The sequence below is a fragment of the Roseibium porphyridii genome, assembly GCF_026191725.2.
Lineage (GTDB): Bacteria > Pseudomonadota > Alphaproteobacteria > Rhizobiales > Stappiaceae > Roseibium > Roseibium porphyridii.
Window position 1 is genome coordinate 3484871 of sequence record NZ_CP120863.1, and the last position, 24769, is coordinate 3509639.

Consider the following 24769-nt stretch of genomic DNA (forward strand, 5'->3'; position numbering starts at 1 on the left):
CGCGGACGTCTGCGGCAATCCGCAATTGAGCGGCTTGGACATTCAGGAACTTGTGCCGCAAAGCTGGCTGTTGGAAGAAAAACGACAGCCAAACAGCCAATCCCCAGTACAAATAATGATCCGTTTGGCTTTACCGGAAGGCGATGAGCTTCAACTGGAGGCTCGTTTGGTGAATGGGCAAACCCGACAGTTTCGTGCAAGCTACTTTGAAGCAGCGGGCCCTAAGCTGCAGGCTCACTTGCTTGCAATTGCTGACGGCAATTGCGTCATCCAATCAGGGCGCGTAATTCGTCATGGTACGAGCCCATGGATCTTTCTCGATCAGCTGGATGGTGATCTTGAAACACTGAGATGGAGTGAAACGCTTCAGGCACCCTGGCCTTCAGGGTCTGATACCGGTGGTGTGCGGGTTGCACTTGTCGATTCAGGACTGGCCTATGACCTGCCCTTGTTCCGTGAGCGGCTTGCTCGCGATTTAAACGGTGTTCCGCTCGGGTACGATTTTTGGGACCTCGATCCCTGGCCATATGACGGAGACACTTCAAGGGGAGCCTTCTTGCCGATCCGCCACGGCACTGCCGTTGCCTCGATCCTGGCCCGCGAAGCACCTGACGCAACGCTGGTGCCATTTCGGTATCCAAGGCCGGACATGAGCCGTATGGCTGATATCGTGCAGAAAGCCGCGGAAGACGGGGTCAGAATTTTGGCTATGCCCCTCGGGAGCAACAATCTGGACGACTGGACAGCCTTTTCCGACTCTATGAAAGACAAGAACATACTTGCCATCGTGTCGGCCGGAAACAACGGGAGAAACATCGACCAGAAGCCAGTTTATCCAGCCGCACTCCCGCTTGAAAACATCATTACCGTCACGTCGGCGGACAACTTTGGGCGTTTGGCGTCCGGTTCAAACTGGGGTCGCAACACCGTCGAAATCATGCTGCCAGCCGAGAACCTGACAGTGACAGACTTTCGCGGTGCGTCTGGCGTTACATCCGGGTCGAGCTATGCTGTCCCGAGACTTGCCGCTCTGGCCGCAAGACTGCTCCATAAAGATCCCGGATTGTCGGCCAAAGACCTCAAGGCACAGATACTGTCATTTGCCACACCTTCACCGTTTGAAGCCCGGGACGTTGTGTCTGCCGGGTGGATACCTGATCCGACACTTGACTGAGATCAGCGGCGGGGCGGCGTCGGTGGCGCGTTGTCAATAAACCGCCGTGCTGCCTGTGCCTGTCTTGGGTCCGCCTTCAACAACGCCTGATAGCCCTCCTCAGCCAGTTCCGGTTCATTGCCCCAGACGCCTGACTGAATGGAAAATCTAAGAGCTTGAGGATCATCGGGTGCCAATTCCATCAAACGCCGTGCATGTTCTGTCATGTCTTCAAAGCGTCCGGCCAATTGCAGCGACACGAGGAGTGACATTCTTGAGTTGATCGAGTTCGGCACCTGATCGACCGCTTCGCCATGAATGCGTATCGCTTGATCAAAAGCGCCGGTCTGCGCCAGAATCCGCCCCGCTTTCAGCAATTGTCCATGGTTGGAAGATCTTGAGCAGATGTCTGTCACATCAGCCAGAACAGTGTCTTTGGCAGATTGAGTGGCTGCACTCTCCATCGCCTCTTCACATGCCACAAAGTCAACGCCCAGGCTTTCGGTCAAACGAATTGCATCCTTATCGTCCCGAAGCACCAGAAGTTCACGAACATCTGCCACTGGAATGGCTTCAAAGCGTCCATCTCCACCACCCACGGCAATTCCGGCCAAAGCACCGTTTTCGGTTACAAGAGCGCCCCCGCTCACACCAGGCTGCATATGAGCGCCAACGTGAAGGCGGCCCAATTGTGCGCTTTTCTCCGGTAAGGCGATGAGATCTCCAGGATCGAAGACCCGCACTTCTCTTCGGGCGATGTCGGCACCGATCACGCGGTATCGGTCTGAGGTGCCTGTTGCAACGTCGAGTTCGGGAATGACGCCCGTATCCGGAAGGTTCTGTACTTCCAGCAGGACAAGATCACCTTGGTAAGAAGAAGGGACCAGCCGGGCTTTCAACGGACCATTCGGAGTGTGAACCGTTGCCTCAATTTGATCCCCGACCACATGCCGATTGGTCACCAAAAGATCTTCAGCGATACGCGTCGCACTGCCGACCGGGTCAAAACTTGAGATCGGAAACACCGCCTGTCTCAACTGACAAATTTCGGCGGGATGCGGACAGTCTGTTTCCAGCGAAGTCACTGCTTTAACGTTGGCAGACTTTGACGGTTCAGAGACCGCGAACGAAAGTGTCGCAAGCAGATTATCATCGCCGCGGCGATACAGCACCTGGACTTCTTTTTGCGCCTTGGAAATCAGGGCAAGGGCCGTCTTCGCATCGCGCGGTGTTCGGACCCTGCGACCGCCCACTTCAAGGATCAAATCGCCAACTCTTATCCCGGCTGATCCGGCCATTCCATCCGACTGAACAGCGCGAACGACTGGCGCGGCAACCAGCGCAACGGTGGAGCGGTCTGCTCTCGTGAGCTGCCAGCCCGCATCCAGATACTCAACTTCTCCTTGATCCAGCAACGCATCGGCAACACGTATCAACAGCTCTGTTGAAACGGCAAAATTGACGCCGATATTTGTGTCGGAACCCGAAGCGAAAATCGCTGACATCATTCCGACCAACCTTCCTTCTGCGTCCACGAGCGCACCTCCGGAAGAGCCGGGATTCGCAGCCGCGTCGGTTTGCACGAAATCCTCGATTTCATTGAAACCGGCATTGCTGACACTCTTGGCCGAGACAACACCGCAGGTGAGTGACAGCCCCAGACCGAACGCGTTGCCAATAGCGCAAACGGGTTGGACCAAGTTGGGTGGTGGCGCGATTGCGATTGGTTGCAGTGTTTCTTCGACCTTCAGAAGCGCAATGTCACTGGCGGCATCGTGTGCCAAAAGACGCGCAGGAATTATGCGACCGTCGTGCAATCGGACATCTATGCGGCGGGCCGGTTCCACAACATGCCAGGCTGTAGCAATCACTCCCTCACGAAGCACCACCCCGCTGCCTTCGGGGGCCTGGCCGGGATGAGCGCCCTGTCCGCCCTGTTCGTGTCCAGGCCACACTGGCAGCACCGACACCACATGCGCGAGAGCTCCTTCAGGCGACGCTTTTGCCTGGCCGGTCATGAGCCCGAAAAAGCTCAGAACCAAATAGAAAACCGCATGAGAAAAACAACGTGGCATCGGCATGCTCCGGGGGTGATACACGGCGGAAATGTCCCGCACGGCTAAGAGGGAGCAACCTTAGCACCTTGTGCGCAAAACCCAATCCGCAGCGACACAGGCAAACTGATAGCGTTGATTGCCTTCCAGTCCACGTGCACGCTTCGTTGCAATTGTCGAAGATCTAACTGCCTTCCTGCACCATCTTGATGGCCCCGCATGGGCACTCCAAGGCACACATGCCGCAGCCCTTGCAATAGTCGTAGTTGAATTCAAACCGATTGCCAGGCCCGAGTTTTACGACCGCGTTGTCCGGGCAAATGCCGTAACAATTGTCACACTCAAAACAATTGCCGCAAGACAGACAGCGCCGCGCCTCGTAAAGCGCGTTGTCTTCGGTCAGACCTTTGAGAACTTCCTCAAATCCGGTTTGCCTGCGAACGGGATCAAGCTGTTCCTGTTTGCTTTGCGGAGCATCGTCATAGTACCAGGGATTGATGTTTTCAAATGCTGCCAGCTCGGCTTTCAAAGGTGGTTCGTATGCCTTCCCACGAAGCCAAGCGTCGATATTGCGTGCAGCCTTTTTGCCGTGGCCGACGCCAACCGTCACAGTCCGTTCTGCCGGCACCATATCACCGCCCGCAAACAGACCTGCCCGACCTGTCATCATCTGGGCATTGACTGTCACAACACCATCTCTTGCGATCTCGACACCCTCAACTTTCTCCAGAAAGCTGGTATCGACATCCTGGCCGAGCGCCAAAATAAGAGTGTCGGCTTCGATGGTTTCAAATTCGCCTGTCGGTTGAGGTCGTCCGTTTTCGTCGATCTGCATTTTTTCGACTGTGACGTTGGTGCCATCGACCTCTTTGATTGTTCGTAGCCAATGCATCAGAACGCCCTCGTCCTCGGCCTCTGTTGCTTCAAAGTCATGCGCAGGCATTTCCTTGCGAGAACGCCTGTATACGATCATGCTTTCGTCGACGCCTAGACGCTTGGCAGTTCGAGCGACATCCATCGCGGTGTTCCCCCCCCCATAGACGATCACGCGTCGTCCCAGTTTCGGGGGCTCGCCACCCGTTTCCATCTCCTTCAATACGCTCACCGCATCCAGGATCTTTCCGGCCGCATGTGCGGGAATATCAATACGCTTTGCCAAATGAGCACCGACAGCCACAAAAACCGCATCAAAGCCTTCGTTCTCGAAAGCCGCTTCGATGTCTTCCACCTTTTTGTTGAGTTCCAGTTGGACGCCGGTATCCAGTATTCGCTGGATCTCATAATCCAGAACATCCCGCGGCAAGCGGTACTTGGGGATCCCGAACCGCATCATTCCACCCGCCATTGGACCGGCTTCCCGGATCGTCACATCATGGCCGAGACGACGCAAATGATAAGCAGCACTCAACCCGCTCGGCCCCGCACCAACAACAAGGACCTTTTTTCCTGTATCAGGTGCCGTGAACCTGGGTGTCCAGCCCTTCTCGAAGGCCATGCGGCCGAGAAACCTTTCAATGGCATGAATTGCGACTGGTTCGTCCAGCTGCCCGCGATTGCACGCTGTTTCACAGGTGTGATAGCAGACTCGTCCCATGACGCCAGGCATCGGGTTGTCTTCCATGATTACCTGGAAGGCTTGCTCATAGTCGCCTTCCTCAGCATGAAACAACCATTTTTGAATGTTCTCGCCCGCCGGGCATGTGTGGTTGCAAGGCGGAAGCCGATCCAGGTAGACGGGGCGCTCGGTTCGCCAGGAACCTGTCTTGTTTGCAAGACTGGTACTGGGATCCAACGTGATGGCAAATGGCAACTCGTGTGTCATGGCGCTGACCTTTCCCCCAAAAGATTGAAACGGTCGATGTTCGCATCGGCCATTTTCTGTATTGCTGCTATTCGATCAACGTCTTCACGATCTTTCTTAAACAGATGTGCGAACCGTTTCTGGAGTTTCAAATAGTCTTCAACCGGCACCTTCTTGCGTATTTTTTGCGTTCTAACGACAGCCCCGTCCTCTGCCTCGAAAAGCGGGAACAATCCACTTTCAACTGCAAGTCTCGCCAGCAGAATTGTATGGTTCGTTGCAGACCCCCAACCAAGCGGGCATGTCACCAGCACATGGATGTATCGGGAGCCGGACATGTTCATGGCGCGTGTCACCTTGGTTTCAAGGTCATGCAGGTCCGCAACGGTGGCGGTTGCCACATAAGGGATGTTGTGCGCCATGGCGATCAAAGGCAGGTTTTTGCCTGTGCCGAATACATTGCCCGGCGCTTCCCCCACAGCAGGCGTCGTCGCTGTTCGTGCAGTTGGCGGTGTCGCTGACGAGCGCTGTACTCCGGTGTTCATATAGGCCTGATTGTCGTAACAAATGTAGAGCACATCGTCATTTCGCTCGAACATTCCTGACAGGCAGCCGAAGCCGATATCCGTTGTTCCACCATCTCCGCCCTGCGCAATGACCTTCGTCTGGGCGCGGCCTTTCCGCCGCATGGCTGCCGCGACACCTGTTGCGACTGCAGGCGCATTTCCAAACAGGGAATGAACCCAAGGGATCTGCCAAGAGGTTTCAGGATAAGGTGTCGTGAACACTTCCAGGCACCCGGTGGCATTTACCGCGACCATATTGCCATCGCATGAGCGCATGGCGGCATCCAGTGCAAAACGCGCGCCCAGTGCTTCGCCGCATCCCTGGCAGGCCCGGTGTCCGGACGTAATCGCATTCGAGCGATCAATGGAGGATTGTACGCTTCGCTTGTCCTCATCCATCAAACGATTGCCGACAGTATGCGTCCCGGTCTGATAGAATTTCACCCGTTGCAAGGCCGTATCTTCGCTCATGACGCTTTACTCCGCTCTGCAGCCGGACGGTTTTGAATGGCTTTGAGAATTCCTTCAGCCGTCGGCCCGGCGTGTCTCATCTCCGCTGATCGCGCAATTTCCCTGTCAATGACGGCTTGCTCCAGACCGAGGAAAGTTACATCTGACAATGACCCGTTCTCAGCTGCGTGCAGCACTTCGGATATACCCTTCATGGTGATCGCCCTGCCTCCAAGGCCGGCGATGACAGTCTGTACGGGAAGCGGAACCTCTCTGAGCGCCATGCGCACGTTTGATGCGAGAACACCTCCAAGGCCGGGAGCCAGGCTCTTTTCGACTACAACGACCCGCTTTGCACCTTTCAAAGCGCTCTTTAATTCTTCAAGTGGAAACGGACGGAACGAACAGATTGAAACCGACCCGACACTCTTACCAGCTTCCCTTTCAGCATCGACGACCTCTTTGATGGTTCCATTGACGGACCCCATTGCCACAAAAATGGTGTCTGCGCCCTCTGTGCGATAGGAATGCAAAAGACCACCGGACTCCCGGCCAAAGACGTCTTTGAAAATGGTTCCTATCTGCGGAATGAGATCGAGCGCCTGCATTTGTTTGCGATGTGCCAGGTAGCGAACTTCCGTAAATGCCTCAGGTCCAACCATGGCACCAATCGAATAGGGATCGGCAGGATCCAGAACTTGCACGGGTTCATAGCCCGGCAGAAACGCGTCGACTTCTTCTTGGGTTGGAATATCAACGCGTTCATAGGCGTGGGTCAGAATAAATCCGTCCATGCAGACCATCACCGGACAGCTGAGTTCTTCCGCAAGTCTGAATGCCTGAATATGCAGATCAGCAGCTTCCTGATTGGTTTCTGCAAATAGCTGGATCCAACCCGCGTCCTTCATGGACATTGCGTCTGTATGGTCATTCCAGATGTTGATTGGTGCACCTATCGCACGGTTGCCGAGCGTCATGACGATCGGCAAACCAAGACCCGAAGCATTGTAGACGGCTTCCGCCATGAACAGCAGACCCTGGCTCGCGGTCGCCGTATAGGCGCGCGCGCCGGCTGCGGAAGCTCCAATAGCAACGGAAAGCGCAGCAAATTCCGATTCAACATTGATGTATTCGCAGTTTTCCAGTTCCCCGGATTTTACAAGCTCTCCAACACCTTCAACAATGTGGGTCTGTGGCGTGATCGGATAGGCGCAAACCACTTCCGGACGACAAAGCGCGACGGCCTGTGCCACAGCAGCAGATCCTTCAATCTGTTTGAGCATTTCACCCTCTCCTATCCTACTGCGACGTCGTAGGCCTCGCGTGCGGCAGCGATATTGGCTGCACCGACCTGCCCGGGAAATTTTTGGGAAATTGCCTGTTCGACTGCTGCAATCGACACCTCGCCGCTCATAGCTGCGAGGCTGCCAAGCAATGCTGCGTTGGGAAGCGGCCGGCCGATATGTTTTCGAGCAATCTCGCTGGCGCCGACATCTCGGAAGTGATTGTCCGGAAATTCAGCTGCAAAGTCGTCAATTCCCAGCTCTTCGAAAGTTTGCTGGGAGTTGATCAAGACATAGCCCTGACCGTTGAGCCCTGCGAACAAATCAACAGAGTGAATGAGTGTCGGATCCTGAATAACAAGAGCGTCGGGTTGTGATACCGGTTCGCGCGACCGAATTTCCGTGTTTGCTATTCGACAGTAGGAAACAACGGGTGCTCCCATGCGTTCCGACCCGAAGCTCGGAAAAGCCTGCGCGTGCTTACCCTCTTTGAATGCTGCGATGGACAGGAGTTCGGCGGCGGTAACTACGCCCTGGCCGCCCCGGCCATGAAATCGTACCTGGAACAAGACCTCTCCCCCAATTGGAACATGCTGGCGACAGCTGGTCGTCAGGCAACGCTTGGGAGAGTACAAACGCAGGCGACCGTCAACATTGACATGTCTCAATCGTTTCAAAGGCTGTCGTCTGCAACCCAGAAATGAATGCTGGTTTGAGTTGATTTGGAAGGTCGGCAGACACACGAAAAGTCAGTCGTCAATGGAGACTACGTGACATAATCTTGACGACCGTCAGTCGTTCAAGATGTGACCGGAAAGCCAGACGCCGGCAATCCTGAAGTCATCGTCAAGGCATACAAAATCTGCTGGATACCCCGCCTTCAGCCGTCCAAGGGGGCGGCCAATGATATCAGCCGGGTAGCTGGTCGCCATGGCGAGCGCCGTCTCAACATCTACGCCAACACTCTCAACAAGATACGCGACAGACGAAGGGAGATCGATATCTGCCCCTGCCAACGTCCCGTCGGAAAGTGTCAACCTGCCGTCCTGCCTGAAGATTTCACGCCCACCGAGATGAAACGAAGTCACATCAGTGCCGGTTTGAGACATGGCATCTGTTACAAGGAATATCCGGCCCGGTCCGGATTTGGCTTCAAGCGCAATTCTGATTGCAACGGGATCAACATGGACACCGTCGGCTATCAAGCCCGCGCTCAAGCTTCCAAGATCAAGCGCGGCCCCAACAAGCCCAGGCTCACGATGTTGAAGTGGGCTCATGGCATTAAAAAGATGCGTCACGCAGGCCGCACCAGCATTGGCAGCTGTTGAACACTCTTCATAAGAGGCGCCGCTATGTCCAAGACTGACGTGAATACCGGCACCCGCCAATTGGCTGATCTGCCCTGGAGTTACGGTTTCTGGCGCAACCGTGATCATCAAAGATGGCAATTGACTGGCTGCATAGAGATAGAGATCCATATCTTCATCGTCTATCGGCCTGATCAAGGAAGCGTCATGCGCTCCCTTTCTGCCTGCATAAAGATGAGGGCCTTCCAAATGCAGTCCGTGGAAACCGCGGACACCTTTGGCCCACGCCTCAATTCCGAGCTTGAGCACTCTGCGTGTGGCCTCAGGACTATCGGTAATCAAGGTTGGTGTCAGCGAAGTAGTGCCAAGCTTCAGATGAGCGTGACAGATGCGCGCAATATCTTCCACACAGTCCACGTCGCCCAGCATCAGTCCACCGCCGCCATTGACCTGAAGATCCACAAAACCGGGTACCAGCGTGCCATCACCAAGGTCAATCTTCAGCTGGTCTGCCTGAAGAGTAACAAGAGGCACAATTGCCTTGACGCACCCGCCCTCCACCAGAAGTGCAGCATCTTCGTGAAAGATGTCACCATCAAATATTCTGCTGCTGGTGTAGGCAGTTAGTCCAGTCATACTGTCTGCGTCACCTTTTTCAGATGCTTTGGCACATCCGGGTTGAACCCGCGTTGCCGCGAAAACCACTCGATAAATGCATAAAAGGAGACAATCTGAGCAAGTGCGTCGGTGATCGCGTGGTCGGTGGAGACAAACGGAAGTCTGTGCGCGCGCTTAACAAGGTTCGTGGTTGCGTAGACACTGCCCCCTTGAGCCGACATGACATCCGCCGCCTCTGCCAGTCCGGCCTCAGCAGCATCCCTCACCCCGAGCGCCAAAATCGGATACCCACCCTCGACAATCGAAACAGGTCCGTGCATCACTTCCGCCGACGAATAGGCTTCTGCATGCACCTGGCATGTTTCCTTGAATTTCAAGGCCGCTTCGTTGGCGATCGCAAGCCCTGGGCCGCGCCCGATTACATAGAGCGAACCACGTTTTTCAATCGGTTCTGCCAGTTGCCGCCAATCGATACCAATTGCGTCCTCAAACGCGACAGGTAACTTTGCAAGCGCACTCAGAAGTCTTTCATCTCCCCCAATTTCTGCAAGCAATATCAATCCGGCTACCACGGAATTCACGAAGGTTTTCGTCGCAGCAACACTGCGCTCCGGACCTGCACCAATGTCCAGCGCTGCACTGGAGAGTTCCGCCAGTTTGCTGTCAGCTGTGTTGGTCAAACCAACTGTGAATGCCCCCTGCTCCTTCGCACTTTGCACCACCGATAGAATGTCCGGGCTTGCACCGGACTGAGAGATCGCAATCACCAACGCCTGATCAAGCCGAACTTTGCCGCCATAAATCGATGACACTGACGGTCCAAGCGAAGCCATGGCGAGACCAAGATAGATCTCAGATGCGTATTTCAGGAACGTCGCGGCATGGTCCGAAGACCCCCGCGCCACGCTCGCCAGAAACACGGGTGCGCCAGCGCGCTTCGCTATGTCGCGAATGTGAGCGCGGCCCTCAGTCAGCAATCTGTTCGCAACGTCAGGGATTTCTTCGATCTCCTGCCGCATGTGCGTTTGGGCGGAAGGGTTTAGCAGTTCACTCATTAACTCAGTCATCCGACATTTGCAGTTCAGCAATGAAATCATATGCGTCGCCGCGATAGACCGAGCGGGTAAACTCGACGACATGTCCGGAAGCAAGGTAGGAGACGCGTTCGATCTTAAGTCCGGCTGAACCAACGGGAACATTGAGAATTTCAGCGTCCATCGATTCAAGATTGCGGGCAGAGATACGTTGTATGGCGCGTACGGGCTGCAGCCCTGTCGATCGCAGCACCGCGTAAAGAGACGTCGAAACGCGTTCAGGATTGGGCAGGACCTTTTCCGACAGCGAGGCCCGTTCGATTGCCATTGGTGTTCCATCTGCCTTGCGCAATCTGTCAACCCGCGCAACGCGCTGGCCCGATGTCAGGCCAAGTGTAAAAATTTCTTCGGGCGAAGCGGGAAAGAGCCCGCGACGCAACCACTCGCTGCTTGCTGTAAGACCACGGCGCGCCATGTCTTCGCTGAACGAAGTCAAGCTCGAAAGACGTTGTTCCACCTTGTGAACCTTGGGTGCAACAAAGGAACCGCTGCCGCGTTTTTGAACAACGATCTGGTCCTCCACAAGACCAGCAACAGCCTTGCGCACAGTCACGCGAGACAGATCGGTAATTGAAGCGATTTCACGCTCCGAAGGCAGCGGCTCGTTTTCCTTCAGCACACCATCGTCAATCGCCTGCTGAATGCGTCGACGAAGCTGGAGATAGCGTGGCCCGCTCGAACTGGCCAACCAGTCATCGTTTTCCAGCATGGAGATGAAGTTTGTCATGAAACAAGATGCCTTGGGCGAGAAGAATAATACCTTTCAGATACCAATTTAAACTCTATCGAAACCGAAAATCAAGTGCTAAAAGGTGTTCCATTAACCTTTGGGACTGCCCTTTTAACGGAGATATGCGAGCAAGATCACGCTGATAGCCTTGAATTGATCGCCAACCGACCGCTTAAGTGACCTGAGCCCGGAACATGACGCTGCCGACCACAGAAGACCGAGACCCGCTTGCCATCGGTCTTTCAAACAGATCTGACGAAGAAGTTCTATCCTTGCTGCTTGAGCGGCAGATGGAAGCGTTGAAAGCCGTGGGTCCTGCGCTACCGCAAATTGTCAATGCGGCAGCAGCCCTTCAAAAGACAGCCCAGAACGGAAACAAGATTGGCTATTCAGGCGCTGGAAGCGCCGGTCTGACCGCGCTTTCAGATTGCCTGGAACTGCCAGGTACTTTCGGCTTCCCTGCCGATCGGATGCGCATGCTTTACGCTGGCGGCGTTGAGAATCTTCTTCACCTTGCCGGCGCGCACGAAGACGACATCGCGTTGGGAATTCAAGACTTTGATCAAAGCGGTCTGGGCGACGGCGACATTTTGATCGGAGTTTCAGCAAGTGGCACAACGCCTTATACGCTCGGCACGTTTCAGGCCGCCGCAAAAGCAGGCACTGAGACAATCGCGATTGTAAACAATCCCGACACCCCGCTCGCCAAGCAATCGAACTATCCGGTCTTGTTAAACACCCCCGTTGAAATCATTGCAGGCTCAACGCGCATGGGGGCAGCGAGCGCGCAAAAGGCCGCACTCAACATGCTGTCAACTCTGGTTGCCCTGAGGCTCGGTCACGCTGTACGCGGCCATATGGTCAACCTGGTTGCCGACAATGAAAAACTGCGGTCTCGCGCCCAGAGAATGCTGCAGGATTTGACCGGCTGCACCGAAGAAACCGCAGCCAATGCTCTAAATCAGGCCAATGGTCGGGTAAAAATCGCAGCTGTCATGATTCGGGAGGATGTCAGCGTCGACAAGGCGGAAGACATCCTGAATAGATACGACGGCAACCTGCGCGCCCTGCTCTGATCTGCACCCCACTCGCTCATCCAATTCTGTGAATTCGTGACAAGCTCCTCCCTATTCAGGCAGTTGGCTCCACGTTCGCGCGCAGTAATATTTCAGTTATTCGTTGGCTGATTGCGCTGCTTGAAACGGGCGCTGCCTCACGGCCATAATCGTTAAAAAAATCAGGCCAATTATTTTTTTGGTTTACTAACACCTCAATTGGTTGCATATTGGTATTATAAATGGACACAAACAAATAGATCCAGAGGCGTTAATACAGGCGATGATCACCTGTTTCGATATTGGGGGGTCCTTCATTCGGCACGGGACGCTGCGTGAAGATGGCTCCGTTATAGAAAACGGCCGCGTCGCTACGCCTGGCGCTGACTGGGAAGCTTTTGTAAGCGCCATTCACTCGTGCGCCGAAAGTGCGGGCACTCCAATTTCAATCTCACTTGCCGGCGCATTCGATGAACGGTCTGGAATTGCCGACGTTGCAAATATTCCCTGCCTCCACAGACGTCCCGTGTTGTCCGATCTGGAAAGAGCTCTGGGACGCCCCGTTGTTATCACAAATGATGCAAATGCATTCGCGCTTGCCGAAGCCGTCGACGGTTCCGGCAGAGGTCGATCCGTCGTGTTCGGTATAATACTGGGTTCCGGCGTTGGCGGTGGTCTTGTCATAGATGGCAAGCTGGTAAAGGGCTTTGGGGGCATAGCAGGTGAATGGGGGCATGGTCCCGTTTTGGACCCGACCGCAGGTGGCCAGTTGAAGGGTATCGGTCACTATGCATGCGGGTGCGGTCAAATTGGCTGCATCGACGCGATCTGTTCCGCACGCGGCCTGGAAAGGATCCACCAGTCGCTTCACGGCATTACCGCTTCCAGCAAGGAAATCACCGAGGCATGGCACCAGGCAGATGTGAAAGCCGCGTCAACGATTGATGCTTATTCAACGCTTCTGTCTCGTGCTCTTTCAGTCCTCGTCAATACGCTTGGACCTGACGTTATTCCGGTTAGCGGGGGGCTTTCCAACGACACCACTTTGCTTGATCTGATTGATCGCAAGACCCGCGAGATTGTCTTGGCGAAATATGATCAGGCATTGCTTCTGAAAGGCCATTTTGCGGAAAATGGTGGCCTGCAGGGCGCGGGTATCGTTGCCCGCATGTCGTTCAGGGAGTGGGCCGCATGAGTTTACCCCCCTCAAACGACAACCTCATCCTCGAGATTTGCGTCGATACTCTTGAAGGTGCCTGGACGGCTGCAGAGTGTGGAGCTGATCGCATTGAACTTTGTGCAGCACTGGGCGACGGCGGACTGACGCCATCGGCCGGGATGATGTCGGCAGCTTCAAAGCTGCCTGTTGACGTTTATGCCATGATCCGACCGCGTGCAGGCGACTTCTATTTTTCGGACGCAGAAAAGGCACTGATGTTGCGCGATATCCAGATGGCCGAAAGCGCTGGTCTGGAAGGGGTTGTCATTGGTGCTGTTACCGAACGGCGCGAGTTGGATCGAGACTTTCTGGCTGCAGCTATTGAAAGCACAACACTGCCCGTCACCCTTCATCGCGCAATCGATACAGTGAAGGATTACTCAATAGCGGTGGAAACCGCTATCGAACTCGGATTTGAACGCATTCTTTCTTCCGGCCAAGCCACGACAGCGGATCTTGGCCGCGACGCACTCGCAGCTGCCGTCAAACAAGCTGCGGGCCGGATTTCGATCATGGCAGGTTCCGGTGTTTCAGCGGCCAGTGCAGAGAGACTTCTTCTGCACGCAGGCGTCCGAGAACTCCACGCATCTTGTGCCTCCTATGTGGATGCGCCGTCGCCCGATGCCCTTGAAAACAAACTCGGCTTTGTTGCCAAAACCGGCGTCCGATCAACAGATGCGAAGCTCGTGCGTGCATTGAGAGATGCCATGGACAAATACTTGGAGGCCGCAGCATGAAGACCGGTTACCTTGGCCTTGGCGCCCGAATAGCCAATGTCAGCAATTGCCTTCAGGATGTTTCCACGGACCTCGAACCGGCAGTCTATGTGGACCCTACCCCTGCCGGCTTGAAACATGTTGAGCAGAAATCCGGGCAACGCCTGAGAAGCTATTCAGACCCCGTTGATATGCTGGCAAAGGAAAACCTTGATCTCCTGATGATCGGTTCTCCAAATTTCATGCACCTCGACCACCTCCGGGCAGCTCTTCAATCCGACGTGCCTTACATTTTCTGCGAGAAACCGGTTGTCGTCAGCGAAGAGGAAACCTTTGAGCTGCTGTCATTGATGAAGGCGAATGACGGAGCGAAACGAGTACTTGTCGGATTGGTCTTGCGTTATTCGCCACTTTACACCGAACTTCGGCGCAGCCTGGACGGAGGTCAGATCGGCAAAGTCGTTTCAATCGAGGCTGCAGAACATATCGGTCCTTACCATGGCTCCTTTTTCATGCGGGACTGGCGCCGTTATGAGAAGAATTCCGGTGGCTTCATGCTCGAGAAATGCTGCCACGACCTCGATCTCTATCAAGGCGTCGTCGGATGCCGTCCGAGATTTGTTTCCAGTTTCGGTGGCCGGAAGAGCTTCGTTCCGGAAAACCGTCCCGAACAGGACCATAGCTTCCCTGCACCAGAAGTCTCAGGCCGTGTCGACCCGTTCACACCTCGATGGGGTGGTGGAAACGCAGACTTCGATTCAGATGGTGACATCATCGACTACCAGACAGCACTGATTGAATATGAAGACGGTGCGAACCTTTGCTTTCATACAAATATGTATGTCCCCGATGAATTCCGGCGCTTTGCGATCATGGGCACCAAGGGCATGGCAGAAGGTGATTTCATCCGGAACTATTTCCGAGTGCACGATGCGCTGACATCGAAACGTCTTGTCGACAAACCGCAGCTCGCTGAAGCGCGCGACGGTCACTACGGCGCTGACGAAGCTATGGCAAAGGACCTCGTTCACTACTTCAAAATCGGCGGCGGGTTGCCAGTCGGTGTTCTTGATGCGCTTGAAGCAGGGCTCACTGCAATCAAACTCGATGAAGCACGTCACACACGCACCGTTATCGACTTGAAAGATACCTGGGACCAATTTGACAGCTATGGGTTGGCTTAGAGGGGACAATGGCGTTCAACACTCGAAAAACTGACTATTTCCCGTACCTATTGCTGATACCGGCAACAGTTGTGACGTTGATCGTAGTCGCATGGCCTCTTGTGGAGACCATCCGCTTGTCCTTCACTGATGCCTCGCTGCGGCCTGTCGAAAACTATGTTGGTTTTGCCAACTACGAAAAGATGTTTTCCCGGCGTTTTCCGGAGGTAATCGCGCGAACATTCTATTGGATGGCCCTGTCTGTTATTTTCAAAATAGTCGTCGGAACACTCGGAGCAGTGCTTCTTAACGCCGCCATTCCCGGCAAAACTCTAATGCGTGTATTGGTGATGCCTCCCTGGATCATCCCAATCCCGATTGGCGTTTTCATCTGGGGCTGGATGTATAACGGGCAGTTCGGAATGATCTCCGGAATTGGTCAGTCCATTGGACTGCTTGAAGGGCCATTCGAATTTCTGGCTTTCAAGTCTTCTGCCTTCTTCTCGACCATTGTCACGGATGTCTGGATCGGAACCCCGCTTGTCACCGTCTATCTACTGGCGGCAATGCAGGCTATTTCGCCTGACCTGCACGAGGCGGCGTGGGTCGACGGAGCTTCCAGGTTCTATCGTTTTCGCCGCATAACGCTGCCGCTCATTATGCCAGCCATCGCGACGATGTCATTGTTGTCCGCCATCTGGACCTTCAATTCTTTCGACATCATCTGGATCCTGACGGAAGGCGGTCCTCGCAACGCGACCACGACAATGATTATCGACACCTACAAGACTGCGATCAGCCGGTTCAAATACGGCGAAGGCGCAGCACGTGCCGTCATGATCGTGGTCTTCCTGTCGTTGTTCTCAACGTTCTACTTCCTGATGATTTCCAGGCTATCCAAGAAGGACAAAGAGGTATGATCAACAAGTATCGCTGGTACGAGTTTGTATTGATCTATGCCGGGCTCGCCCTGTTTTTGACCTTCATTCTCGCGCCGTTTATCACCGCTTTCACCGTGTCATTGCGACCAATGCAGTCGCTGTTTTCGATCCCCTATCGGTTTCTGTCGGAAAACATGACGTTCGAAGCCTACTGGCAAATGTGGAGCAGCGTTCCCTTGTTAGCGCGCTACATGGTCAACTCGATCTTCATTTCCAGTGCGATCACCATTTGCGGGTTGTTGGCCATCGTTCCGGCTGCTTATGCATTTGCGCGATTTGAGTTCTCTGGACGCACCGGCCTTCTCGCCGGTTTCCTGGCCGTGAACATGGTCTCCGGCGCGGTTCTGATCATCCCGCTATACAAGGTGATGCAGCAGCTCGGTGTTCTGAACACCTATTTCGCGATGATTGTTCCAGGCACTGCGTTTGTTATCCCGACAGGTATCTGGTTGCTGCGCTCCTACCTAATGAAGATACCGCGAGAGCTTGAAGAAGCTGCCTGGGTTGATGGCGCCGGCAAACTCTACACCATGATCCGGGTCATACTGCCAATCGCCCTGCCCGGCATCATGGTCGTCGCTATCGCAACGTTCATTGCGGCATACGCGCAACAATTCATCTTTGCTCTCACCTTCAATTCGGTGAATGAGCTCAACCCGCTCCCAGTCGGACTGTTCCAGTTCTTTGGTCGCCAAACGGTCGTATGGAACGAACTGATGGCTGCAAGTTTGGTCGGCATCCTTCCAGTGCTGCTCCTCTACGTCTTCCTCCAACGCTACATCGTCGCGGGCCTGACCGCCGGTGCCGTGAAGGAGTAAGTCCCGCATAGCAACCCACACACAATAACCGGAGGTGGAAAATGACTATGAAGTCCATTTTGATGGCAAGCGTGTTTGCAGTCGGTCTGACCGGCGCAGCCGCTGCGGAAGACAAGATGATCAACATGATCAACTGCGGCGACGATACAGGTGCGGGCATCCCGCTCCAGGCGCAGTTGATCGAGGAATGGAAGTCTGCAAATCCTGGATATGATGTCACAGTGGAATTTGTTCCCTGGGGTCAGTGTCAAGAAAAATCCACGACGCTTGCAAGTGCGGGTAACCCGCCGGCAATCGCCTATATGGGGTCTCGCACGCTTAAGCAGCTGGCCGCCAACGATCTGATCATTCCGGTGAACATGACCGAAGACGAAAAGGCGACGTATGCTCCGCCGATCCTCGGCACAATTACTGCCGGTGGTCAGCAGTGGGGTTTGCCGCGCGCGTTTTCGACAAAGGCCCTTTACTGGAACAAAGACCTTTTCAAAGAAGCTGGACTTGATCCAGAAACGCCGCCCAAAACCTGGGACGAAATGTACAATGCCGCTTCGGCAATCAAGGAAAAGACAGACGCCGACGGGTTCGGTCTGGCTGCAGCGTCCTTTGACAACACCATGCACCAGTTCATGAACTACGTTTACACCAACGGCGGTGAAGTCATTAACAGCGACGGCGAGATCGTCTTCAATTCACCGAACAACGTGGAAGCGCTTGCCTTCTACGGCAAGATGGCCAGCGTCTCTCAACCTGGCCCCATCGCCTATGACCGCGCAAAGCTTCGTCCGCTCTTTTCCGAAGGAAAGATCGGCATGTTTATTTCCGGTCCGTGGGAACGCGGACAGGTTGGCGACTCTGTCAACTGGGGTGTCGCTCCGATCCCGGTGGGTCCGAGTGGGAAACCTGGTACACTGTTGATCACGGATTCCCTGGCAGTCTTTAAAGGAAGCGGTGTCGAAGAACAGGCACTGTCACTTGCAAAACTGCTGACCAATCCGGAAAACCAGATGGCCTTTGAACTGGCCGAAGGTTTCACGCCACTGCGTGACCTGCCTGAGGTGAAGGGCCTCGTTGAAAAAGATCCGACCTGGGCTGCATTTCTTGATGCAATTCCGACAGGCGGACCGGAGCCGTTCCTAACCGATTATGTCGGTCTTCAGGACACGATCAACGAAGCTGTCCAAGGCGTTGTCTCTGGCGATGTCGACCCGTCCGAAGCGGTGGAATTTGCCGCTGAGGAACTGGAAGAATTCAAATAATCCTCCCGCAAACTCGTCCGGACCCTCATTCTTGAGGGCCCGGACCTTTTCAGACATATGAGGAATTCCGATGGGCGAACTACGCCTCGATGACGTCCGTAAATCCTTCGGCAACCTGGAAGTGATCAAGGGCGTTTCACTGGACATCAGTCATGGCGAATTTGTTGTATTCGTCGGACCTTCGGGATGTGGCAAATCCACGTTGCTTCGCATGATCGCCGGGCTGGAGGAAATCAGCGGTGGCACCGCAGAGATCAGCGGCAAGACGGTCAACAACCTTCCGCCGGTCGAACGTGGCATCGCCATGGTGTTTCAGTCCTACGCGCTTTATCCGCATATGTCCGTTTACGAGAACATTGCATTTCCGCTCAGGGTCGAAAAGCTCTCCAACGATCTGGTTGAGCAGAAGGTTCACCAGGCTGCACGTATTCTCAAACTGGAAGAACGGCTAAAGCACCGTCCCGGCCAGCTCTCGGGCGGCCAGCGACAAAGGGTTGCGATCGGTCGTGCAATTGTTCGGGAACCATCGGTGTTCCTGTTCGACGAACCACTTTCCAACCTGGACGCAGCGCTGCGGGCAGAAATGCGGGTGGAACTTGCCAAGCTCCATGACGAACTCGACGCTACCATGATCTATGTGACGCATGATCAGGTTGAAGCCATGACAATGGCTGACCGAATTGTCGTTCTAGATCAGGGTGTTATTTCGCAAGTCGGGACACCACTTGATCTCTACCACAAACCGCAGAACCTCTTTGTGGCCGGTTTCATCGGCAACCCGAAAATGAATTTCCTGAAAGTGACAGGGATAGGATCTGACGAAAAAGGCGCAAGAGTGACCATGCCGAATGGGCAAGAGTTGCTGGTTGGCGTATCAGCCAACAACGACATTTCGGGTAAAACCCTTACCCTCGGCATCAGACCCGAGGACCTGACCTTGAACCCTGCCGACGCTTCTATCGAAGTCGTCCCGAACGTGGTTGAACATCTCGGTATCCACACAGTCACCTACAGTGTGGTGGACGGAGCAAAAGACACATTTTGCTCTTTGTTGCCGGGCTCTGCGCCTGCCAGGGTCGGCACGCCGGTCGCAATGGGTCTAAACGGGTCTGACTGCCATTTGTTTGAAGAAAATGGCGTGGCGTTCGAACGCAGGGTCGCATTGTCAGATCTTGACCCCGCCAAAATGCAAATCTGATCTAACGCAGGCCGAGTAGTAGACCTGATTGCAGGTGCAAATATCGGGCAAGCCGTCTGGAGGACGGGGCAATTTTTCTTTCGAAATTGCCCTAGACGACTTGCCCTCGAGCAGAGACGGGCTCAATGCGCGTCACCACTCCGTCCCGATGAAAAACCAGTTTGTCGAACATGTTTGAAACCACACATGTGTGATTGGGTATGATCCGCACTCGCTCGCCAATTTGAGGTTTCTGTTGCGACCTGCTCAGATCGACAACGGCGTGTTCCTCACTCAATTTCGCGATAGAGGCCTCTGGATAGCCGATCATCCGACCATGATCGGCAAAGCCGAGCAGATCGGATGTGAGTGCTTTGGAACCGGCGTCAAGCACGGCCCTGTTCTCGGTAGGTCTGGACACCACCGTGGCAATCACATGCATGGCGCAATCCTCATAGTCGCACATTCCAGCGCGCACCATCGAGCGATCATTGAATATGTATGTGCCAGCTCTGTGTTCAGTGGCACATTTGACCAGGTCTGAATCAAAGAGACTGGGTGATCCACCGTGAGAAACAACCGGACACTCAAGCCCTTCGCGCTTCAGGAGGTCGATTGTCTTTGCGAAAAACGCCTCAACGTCAGCCTCGCTCGACGGTTTTGGATACGTCAGAAGACCATGGAACGTAAGACCGGATTTTTGGTCAATCTGCTTGGCAAGCTCTACCGCCTCTTCCGGTGTCTGGACGCCATTTCGTTCCGAACCGGTGTCGCACTCGACCAACACTTTCAAAGGGGCATTCTCGTTAAAGCGGGTCGCAAGGCCTTCAACAACAAGACCGTTGTCGGCAACCACCTGAAGGTCCACCTTTGCATTCAGTGCTTTGAGCCGGTCCAATCGCGCATCACCAAGCATGTTGAAAGTGATCAGGATGTCTGTGAAACCCGCGTCTGCGAATACCTCAGCTTCGCTGATTTTTTGGCAGTTGATACCTTTTGCTCCTGCTGCGACCTGCAATGACGCAAGAGCGGGTATTTTGTGAGTCTTGATGTGAGGCCTGAAGTTTCGGCCGATCCGATTGAAATACTGCTGCGCGACATTGATGTTGGATTCCATGACCGTTTCATCAATCACGACGACTGGTGTAAGCAAGTCGTTTATGGAGTATCCGACACTCATAATAAGCCTCCTGAACGGCCGGTCGCTTTCAAGTTTCCCTGCTCGTCTTCAGCTGGTGCCATCGTGTTGTCCAAGATCGGCCAGATGTCGCGAGGCGCCTTTTCATAAGGCGTCTTTCTTGGATCATTCGGATAGGGCTGCCCAGCTGAGCAGTACAGTATGAGCGGACTGATTTCGGCAAAAGACCGGTAAAAGTGATTGGTCGATTTAACGACCACTATTTTGAGATCCGCCAACTCAATACCAAAGTTGGTGAAGAGACTTGTATCGAAACACTGGGCTCGCGTTGAGTTCAAGATTACGTCGATCCCATGTACTTTGATCCAGGTGGCATCGCCGATCGGGACGATGCTGTCTCCAAAGATCTGCGTCGCATTCTTCACATTGCGAATGACGTCCACTTCAGCGTCTATTGGATTTCCGGTTTCGGGTGCAGATTTGGCACCGAACCGAAGTTTCATCGACGTCCCCTCGCCTGCAGCATGGCAGAGCTTGACGGCAATCGGGTCCCAGATGCTGCCGAACGCGATCCCGGTGATCCCACGTCTCAAGGCCTCAGCGAGAAGTATCGTCGAGTCTCCTGCCGTCCCCCCACCCGGATTGTCCCACATATCAGCAATCGTGACCGGACACCCTTTACAGCCAAGCGCTTTGTCGAATGCTTCGCTGGGGGTCAGTTCAGGGTTTCGGACCTTGCCCCGCAAGCTATAGAGCTTCGCTCCAAGTTCCTTTGCAACCCGGTCCCCCAACAGGCGATCATCATTAGTGACCACAAGGATCTTCGAACCCATTTCCGGAACATCACCTGCCATGAAACCATGAACAAGCGAGAGCGACAGAATGCCAGGGGTTCCGGCTTCGAGTGCGATCATCTCATCGACGAAACCGCGCATTGGTTCTTTGCTTGTCGGAAACACATCGATCATTTTGGGATCGAAAACACTCATGACGGGCTGCGTGCGACCGGCAACTGTCTCTCCGGCAAGGCGCCAGGCATCTTCAGCTCTTTCCACAAAGTCGGTGTGAGGAAATTCCTTGAAGGCGATCAAAGCATTGGCTGCTGACACCCGTTTGCGGGTCAGATGACTATGCGGATCCATGGTCGCAATGATGGGAACAGTCGGTCCAACAATCTTCCGAACCCTCGTGAGGAAGTCTCCCTCAGGGTCGTCATATTCTGCTGCAACCATCGCGCCGTGCAGGCCGAGGACAAGAACATCAAAAGGACCGTTGGTTCTCAGCTGTTCAAGGATTTCATCCCGCAGAAGCTCATAGCAGTCACGCGACACCAGACCAGCAGGATCCGCCCAGGCGGAAGTGCCCTCAATAAGTTGCCAGTCATTGTCCTCGGCAAATTTCCGGCCAACGGTCACTACCGCAGAACACAGTGTCGGTGTGTCTGGATGCTCACCTGGACGCGCGAGCAAAGACGCTTCAAAAGCGTCGATATCGATGCGAATTGGTGAAAATGTATTGGTTTCTGTTGCCAATACGGCTGTGAAGGCACGTCGTTGGGTCATCTTCAGATTGCAGTGCCGAGCGGATTTGGCAAGTAGCCTGTAAAGCTGCAAATCTTCCAGCGTCCGTCGTTTTTGACGCAATAGTAAAGTGTCTGCCAAAGCAAACGGTCTTCGCTACCATCTGCCTTTTTGATCCGACCATCGAATTTCTTGCGAGCAATGGCCCGGGAACCATTGATTTCGATATTGGTCAATCGGGTTGCATTGAAGATCGCGGCTCTTGTGTCTTCCGCAAAATCGGTCTTGGAAAATTCCTCTGCCTGACGAAGCCATTCATTCTTATAGGTTTCGAGATCGGGAAAACCGAGTTGCCATTCATCTGGATTGGCCACCTTCTTTCCGTCGATACCGAAAAATGCAGCTTCCTCAAAGTCGTTTGAAACGAGATCCCAGTCGGCGGCGAGAAAGGCTGTAATATCTCGTTCAACGAGCATTTCCCAGATTTCCGCGCGATCGGGATCCTGACCCGAGAATGGATTGATTTGATTTTCAGATTTATCCCGCATTTCGGAAACCATTTTCATTTGTATGGTTGATTTTTCCAAAATATAGGAGTGAAATGAAACCAATGTCAAACCACTATGTAAATCATTTTCATTTTGGAGCTTGAAATGAGCATTACGCGATATGGAGTCGACAAATCAGGAGCCGGCGGCCAAAATCTTCCCTTTGCGCGCGCTGTAGAAGCCGACGGATGGCTTCATGTTTCCGGACAGGTCGCAATGAAAGATGGAGAGATCGTAAATGGCGGCATCGTTGAACAAACACATCTGACAATCAAGAACGTCATCGCCATTCTGGAGGAAGCCGGATACGGGCTTGAACACATTGTTCGTGTTGGTGTTTGGCTTGATGACCCGCGAGACTTCTGGTCTTTCAATGGAGTCTATAAATCCTATTTTGGCGAGCATCCGCCCGCACGCGCATGCGTCCAAGCGTCCATGATGGTCGACTGCAAGGTGGAAATCGACTGTATCGCTTACAAGAAACCGGATTGATCGGTTATGCGGGACATTCTGTCGGTGTTGCAGGGTGTTGAACCTGAACTGTCAAAGTCGGAACGGATTCTGGCGTCGATATTACGCAAAGACGCAGAATTTATCGTCAACGCGGGCATTACCGAATTTGCCGAACGTGCTGGCGTGTCGCCGCCGACAGTGACGCGGTTTTGCCGCAGACTTGGGTGTGAAAGCTATACGGCCTTCAAGGTGCAGGTTGCCCAGGTCACTTTTGCCGGCACCCGCTATCTTGCGACCAATGCCGCTTCCGAGGCTCCGCAAGACATTGCCGACAGTCTTATGGTTCAGCTCCAGGAAACGGCCGCAAATACCAGGTCCGCGTTGGATATGGAGACGGTCCAGAATGCGGCAGAGCTGCTCAGCAATGCCGGCCTTGTTGCAGCCTATGGTGCTGGCGGCACTTCGTCGATGGTTGCAGACGAGATACAGAACCGCTTCTTCCGCCTCGGATTGCGCACTGTCAGCATTACCGATCACGCCATGCAGCTTATGCACGCGGCAACCTTGCGCCCCGGAGATGTTGTCGTGGCTTCTTCCGTCTCAGGACGCAATGTCCAGATGGCCCGCGCGCTTGAAGCTGCCAAAACGTATGGCGCGACCATAATTGCACTCACCCGGCCTGATCGCCCTGTTGCAGCTCTTGCTGATATCACCATCGGGATCGATCTGCCGGAGGGCGACAACATCTTAAGACCAAGCTGCAGTCGTTATGCGTTTCTCTTTGTCGTCGATTTGCTTTCGACTTTGATTGCGGTGAGACGCGGAGATGAAGCTCGTGAGACCCTGCGTAGGGTCAAACATCAGCTTACCAATACCCGTGATCAGGATGACAAGGAGGCACTTGGTGACTGAACTGACTTCACAACCGGTCGCCGTCGTTACAGGTGCCGCTGGTGACATTGGTGCCGCCATTGCGGAGAAATTGGCAAACACCTACACCATTGCTGCGGTCGACCTGGACCAAGACGGCCTTGAAAAGACAGTCAGATCTCTTCAAGACCAAGGCTTCAGAGCGTCGGGACTTCCGTTTGATCTGACAAGCGCTGACAGTCTTGTCGAGTTGGCGGTATTTGCCAGGTCGCTTGGTTCCGTCGAGACATTGATCAACAACGCCGGGGCGGCAAGCGCGCTCTCGCTCCAACATATGACACGGGGAGATCTGGCGCAGGACGTTGGTCTGAACCTGGAAGCTGCGCTCAACTGTTTCAAGGTGCTTGAAGATGATCTTATTGCCTGCGGGCATGCCAACGTCATCAATATCGCTTCGGTGAACGGGCTTGGGACCTATGGTCATCCTGCTTACAGTGCGGCCAAGGCAGGGTTGATACACGCGACAAAAGCAATCGCTGTCGAATACGGAAAATATGGACTAAGGGCAAATGCCGTCGCCCCCGGAACCGTGAAGACTCAGGCCTGGAAAACAAGACAGTCGGACAATCCGAAAGTTTTTGAAGAAGCTCTTCGCTGGTACCCATTCAAAGCACTTCCGGAACCGGCCGATATTGCCGAGGCTGTTTCATTTTTGTTGAGTCCAGCGGCAAGATGCATCACCGGCGTCTGCCTTCCGGTCGACAGCGGCTTGACTGCTGGTTCCCCCGCCCTCCCCAGAACGTTTACGCAATCGCCCGACTTTGACGGAACTTGAATTC

General features: G+C 54.2%; 23 protein-coding genes. 12 read left to right on the forward strand and 11 right to left on the reverse strand.

Going from position 1 to position 24769, the window contains the following annotated elements:
• Positions 1 to 115: 115 nt before the first annotated feature.
• A complete protein-coding gene (locus K1718_RS16205) occupies positions 116 to 1174 on the forward strand; it encodes a S8 family peptidase (RefSeq protein WP_265681549.1) in 1059 nt (352 codons plus the stop codon).
• Between the two features lie 2 nt (positions 1175 to 1176).
• Here the strand turns inward: K1718_RS16205 and K1718_RS16210 are convergent, their stop codons facing one another.
• The 8 genes from K1718_RS16210 to K1718_RS16245 all read right to left on the reverse strand — a co-directional run bounded on the left by K1718_RS16210 (position 1177) and on the right by K1718_RS16245 (position 11053).
• Positions 1177 to 3228: a trypsin-like peptidase domain-containing protein gene (locus K1718_RS16210; RefSeq protein ID WP_265681548.1), complete on the reverse strand. Its 2052-nt coding sequence runs from the start codon at positions 3226 to 3228 to the stop codon at positions 1177 to 1179.
• A gap of 163 nt (positions 3229 to 3391) precedes the next feature.
• Positions 3392 to 5029, reverse strand: coding sequence for an NAD(P)-binding protein (locus K1718_RS16215; protein ID WP_265681547.1), 1638 nt, complete (start codon positions 5027 to 5029; stop codon positions 3392 to 3394).
• On the reverse strand, positions 5026 to 6045 hold the full coding sequence (locus K1718_RS16220) for a thiamine pyrophosphate-dependent enzyme (RefSeq protein ID WP_152501941.1): 1020 nt from the start codon (positions 6043 to 6045) through the stop codon (positions 5026 to 5028). Before K1718_RS16220 ends, K1718_RS16215 begins: the two co-directional genes overlap by 4 nt.
• A complete protein-coding gene (gene porA / locus K1718_RS16225; RefSeq protein ID WP_152501942.1) occupies positions 6042 to 7307 on the reverse strand; it encodes a pyruvate ferredoxin oxidoreductase in 1266 nt (421 codons plus the stop codon). The genes K1718_RS16220 and porA overlap by 4 nt, the downstream gene beginning before the upstream one ends.
• An 11-nt stretch (positions 7308 to 7318) precedes the next feature.
• Positions 7319 to 7876 (reverse strand): 2-oxoacid:acceptor oxidoreductase family protein, encoded by a 558-nt coding sequence (locus K1718_RS16230; RefSeq protein ID WP_152501943.1) that lies wholly within the window; start codon positions 7874 to 7876, stop codon positions 7319 to 7321.
• Positions 7877 to 8098: 222 nt separating this feature from the next.
• Positions 8099 to 9250 (reverse strand): N-acetylglucosamine-6-phosphate deacetylase, encoded by a 1152-nt coding sequence (gene nagA / locus K1718_RS16235; RefSeq protein ID WP_265681546.1) that lies wholly within the window; start codon positions 9248 to 9250, stop codon positions 8099 to 8101.
• Complete coding sequence (locus K1718_RS16240; protein WP_265681545.1) at positions 9247 to 10287, reverse strand: SIS domain-containing protein; 1041 nt, start codon at positions 10285 to 10287, stop codon at positions 9247 to 9249. The genes nagA and K1718_RS16240 overlap by 4 nt, the downstream gene beginning before the upstream one ends.
• A 4-nt stretch (positions 10288 to 10291) precedes the next feature.
• Complete coding sequence (locus K1718_RS16245) at positions 10292 to 11053, reverse strand: GntR family transcriptional regulator (RefSeq protein ID WP_152501946.1); 762 nt, start codon at positions 11051 to 11053, stop codon at positions 10292 to 10294.
• Between the two features lie 197 nt (positions 11054 to 11250).
• Between K1718_RS16245 and K1718_RS16250 the strand changes: the two genes are divergently transcribed.
• The 8 genes from K1718_RS16250 (at position 11251) to K1718_RS16285 (ending at position 19422) form a co-directional block, all read left to right on the forward strand.
• Positions 11251 to 12132: an N-acetylmuramic acid 6-phosphate etherase gene (locus tag K1718_RS16250; RefSeq protein WP_265681544.1), complete on the forward strand. Its 882-nt coding sequence runs from the start codon at positions 11251 to 11253 to the stop codon at positions 12130 to 12132.
• Between the two features lie 262 nt (positions 12133 to 12394).
• Positions 12395 to 13306, forward strand: a complete 912-nt coding sequence (locus K1718_RS16255) for an ROK family protein (RefSeq protein ID WP_265681543.1) — start codon at positions 12395 to 12397, stop codon at positions 13304 to 13306.
• Positions 13303 to 14067, forward strand: a complete 765-nt coding sequence (locus K1718_RS16260) for a copper homeostasis protein CutC (RefSeq protein WP_265681542.1) — start codon at positions 13303 to 13305, stop codon at positions 14065 to 14067. The genes K1718_RS16255 and K1718_RS16260 overlap by 4 nt, the downstream gene beginning before the upstream one ends.
• The gene (locus tag K1718_RS16265; RefSeq protein WP_265681541.1) at positions 14064 to 15230 is read left to right on the forward strand and encodes a Gfo/Idh/MocA family protein; all 1167 of its coding nucleotides are present in this window, start codon (positions 14064 to 14066) and stop codon (positions 15228 to 15230) included. Before K1718_RS16260 ends, K1718_RS16265 begins: the two co-directional genes overlap by 4 nt.
• 8 nt (positions 15231 to 15238) lie before the next feature.
• A complete protein-coding gene (locus K1718_RS16270; RefSeq protein ID WP_152501951.1) occupies positions 15239 to 16129 on the forward strand; it encodes a carbohydrate ABC transporter permease in 891 nt (296 codons plus the stop codon).
• Complete coding sequence (locus K1718_RS16275) at positions 16126 to 16968, forward strand: carbohydrate ABC transporter permease (RefSeq protein ID WP_152501952.1); 843 nt, start codon at positions 16126 to 16128, stop codon at positions 16966 to 16968. Before K1718_RS16270 ends, K1718_RS16275 begins: the two co-directional genes overlap by 4 nt.
• Before the next feature lie 41 nt (positions 16969 to 17009).
• On the forward strand, positions 17010 to 18224 hold the full coding sequence (locus K1718_RS16280; RefSeq protein WP_265681540.1) for an ABC transporter substrate-binding protein: 1215 nt from the start codon (positions 17010 to 17012) through the stop codon (positions 18222 to 18224).
• 70 nt (positions 18225 to 18294) lie between these two features.
• Complete coding sequence (locus K1718_RS16285; RefSeq protein ID WP_152501954.1) at positions 18295 to 19422, forward strand: ABC transporter ATP-binding protein; 1128 nt, start codon at positions 18295 to 18297, stop codon at positions 19420 to 19422.
• A gap of 91 nt (positions 19423 to 19513) precedes the next feature.
• Here the strand turns inward: K1718_RS16285 and K1718_RS16290 are convergent, their stop codons facing one another.
• The 3 genes from K1718_RS16290 to K1718_RS16300 are packed head-to-tail and all read right to left on the reverse strand — an operon-like array spanning position 19514 to position 22625.
• Complete coding sequence (locus tag K1718_RS16290) at positions 19514 to 20581, reverse strand: D-TA family PLP-dependent enzyme (protein WP_152501955.1); 1068 nt, start codon at positions 20579 to 20581, stop codon at positions 19514 to 19516.
• Positions 20578 to 22101 (reverse strand): M81 family metallopeptidase, encoded by a 1524-nt coding sequence (locus K1718_RS16295; protein WP_152501956.1) that lies wholly within the window; start codon positions 22099 to 22101, stop codon positions 20578 to 20580. Before K1718_RS16295 ends, K1718_RS16290 begins: the two co-directional genes overlap by 4 nt.
• A gap of 2 nt (positions 22102 to 22103) precedes the next feature.
• Positions 22104 to 22625, reverse strand: coding sequence for a hypothetical protein (locus K1718_RS16300; RefSeq protein WP_371419537.1), 522 nt, complete (start codon positions 22623 to 22625; stop codon positions 22104 to 22106).
• Between the two features lie 87 nt (positions 22626 to 22712).
• Between K1718_RS16300 and K1718_RS16305 the strand changes: the two genes are divergently transcribed.
• The 3 genes from K1718_RS16305 to K1718_RS16315 are packed head-to-tail and all read left to right on the forward strand — an operon-like array spanning position 22713 to position 24765.
• Positions 22713 to 23099 (forward strand): RidA family protein, encoded by a 387-nt coding sequence (locus tag K1718_RS16305; protein WP_265681539.1) that lies wholly within the window; start codon positions 22713 to 22715, stop codon positions 23097 to 23099.
• Positions 23100 to 23105: 6 nt separating this feature from the next.
• Entirely contained in the window at positions 23106 to 23972 is an 867-nt protein-coding gene (locus K1718_RS16310) for a MurR/RpiR family transcriptional regulator (protein WP_152501959.1), read from the forward strand.
• A complete protein-coding gene (locus K1718_RS16315) occupies positions 23965 to 24765 on the forward strand; it encodes an SDR family oxidoreductase (protein WP_247649250.1) in 801 nt (266 codons plus the stop codon). The genes K1718_RS16310 and K1718_RS16315 overlap by 8 nt, the downstream gene beginning before the upstream one ends.
• Positions 24766 to 24769: the final 4 nt, after the last annotated feature.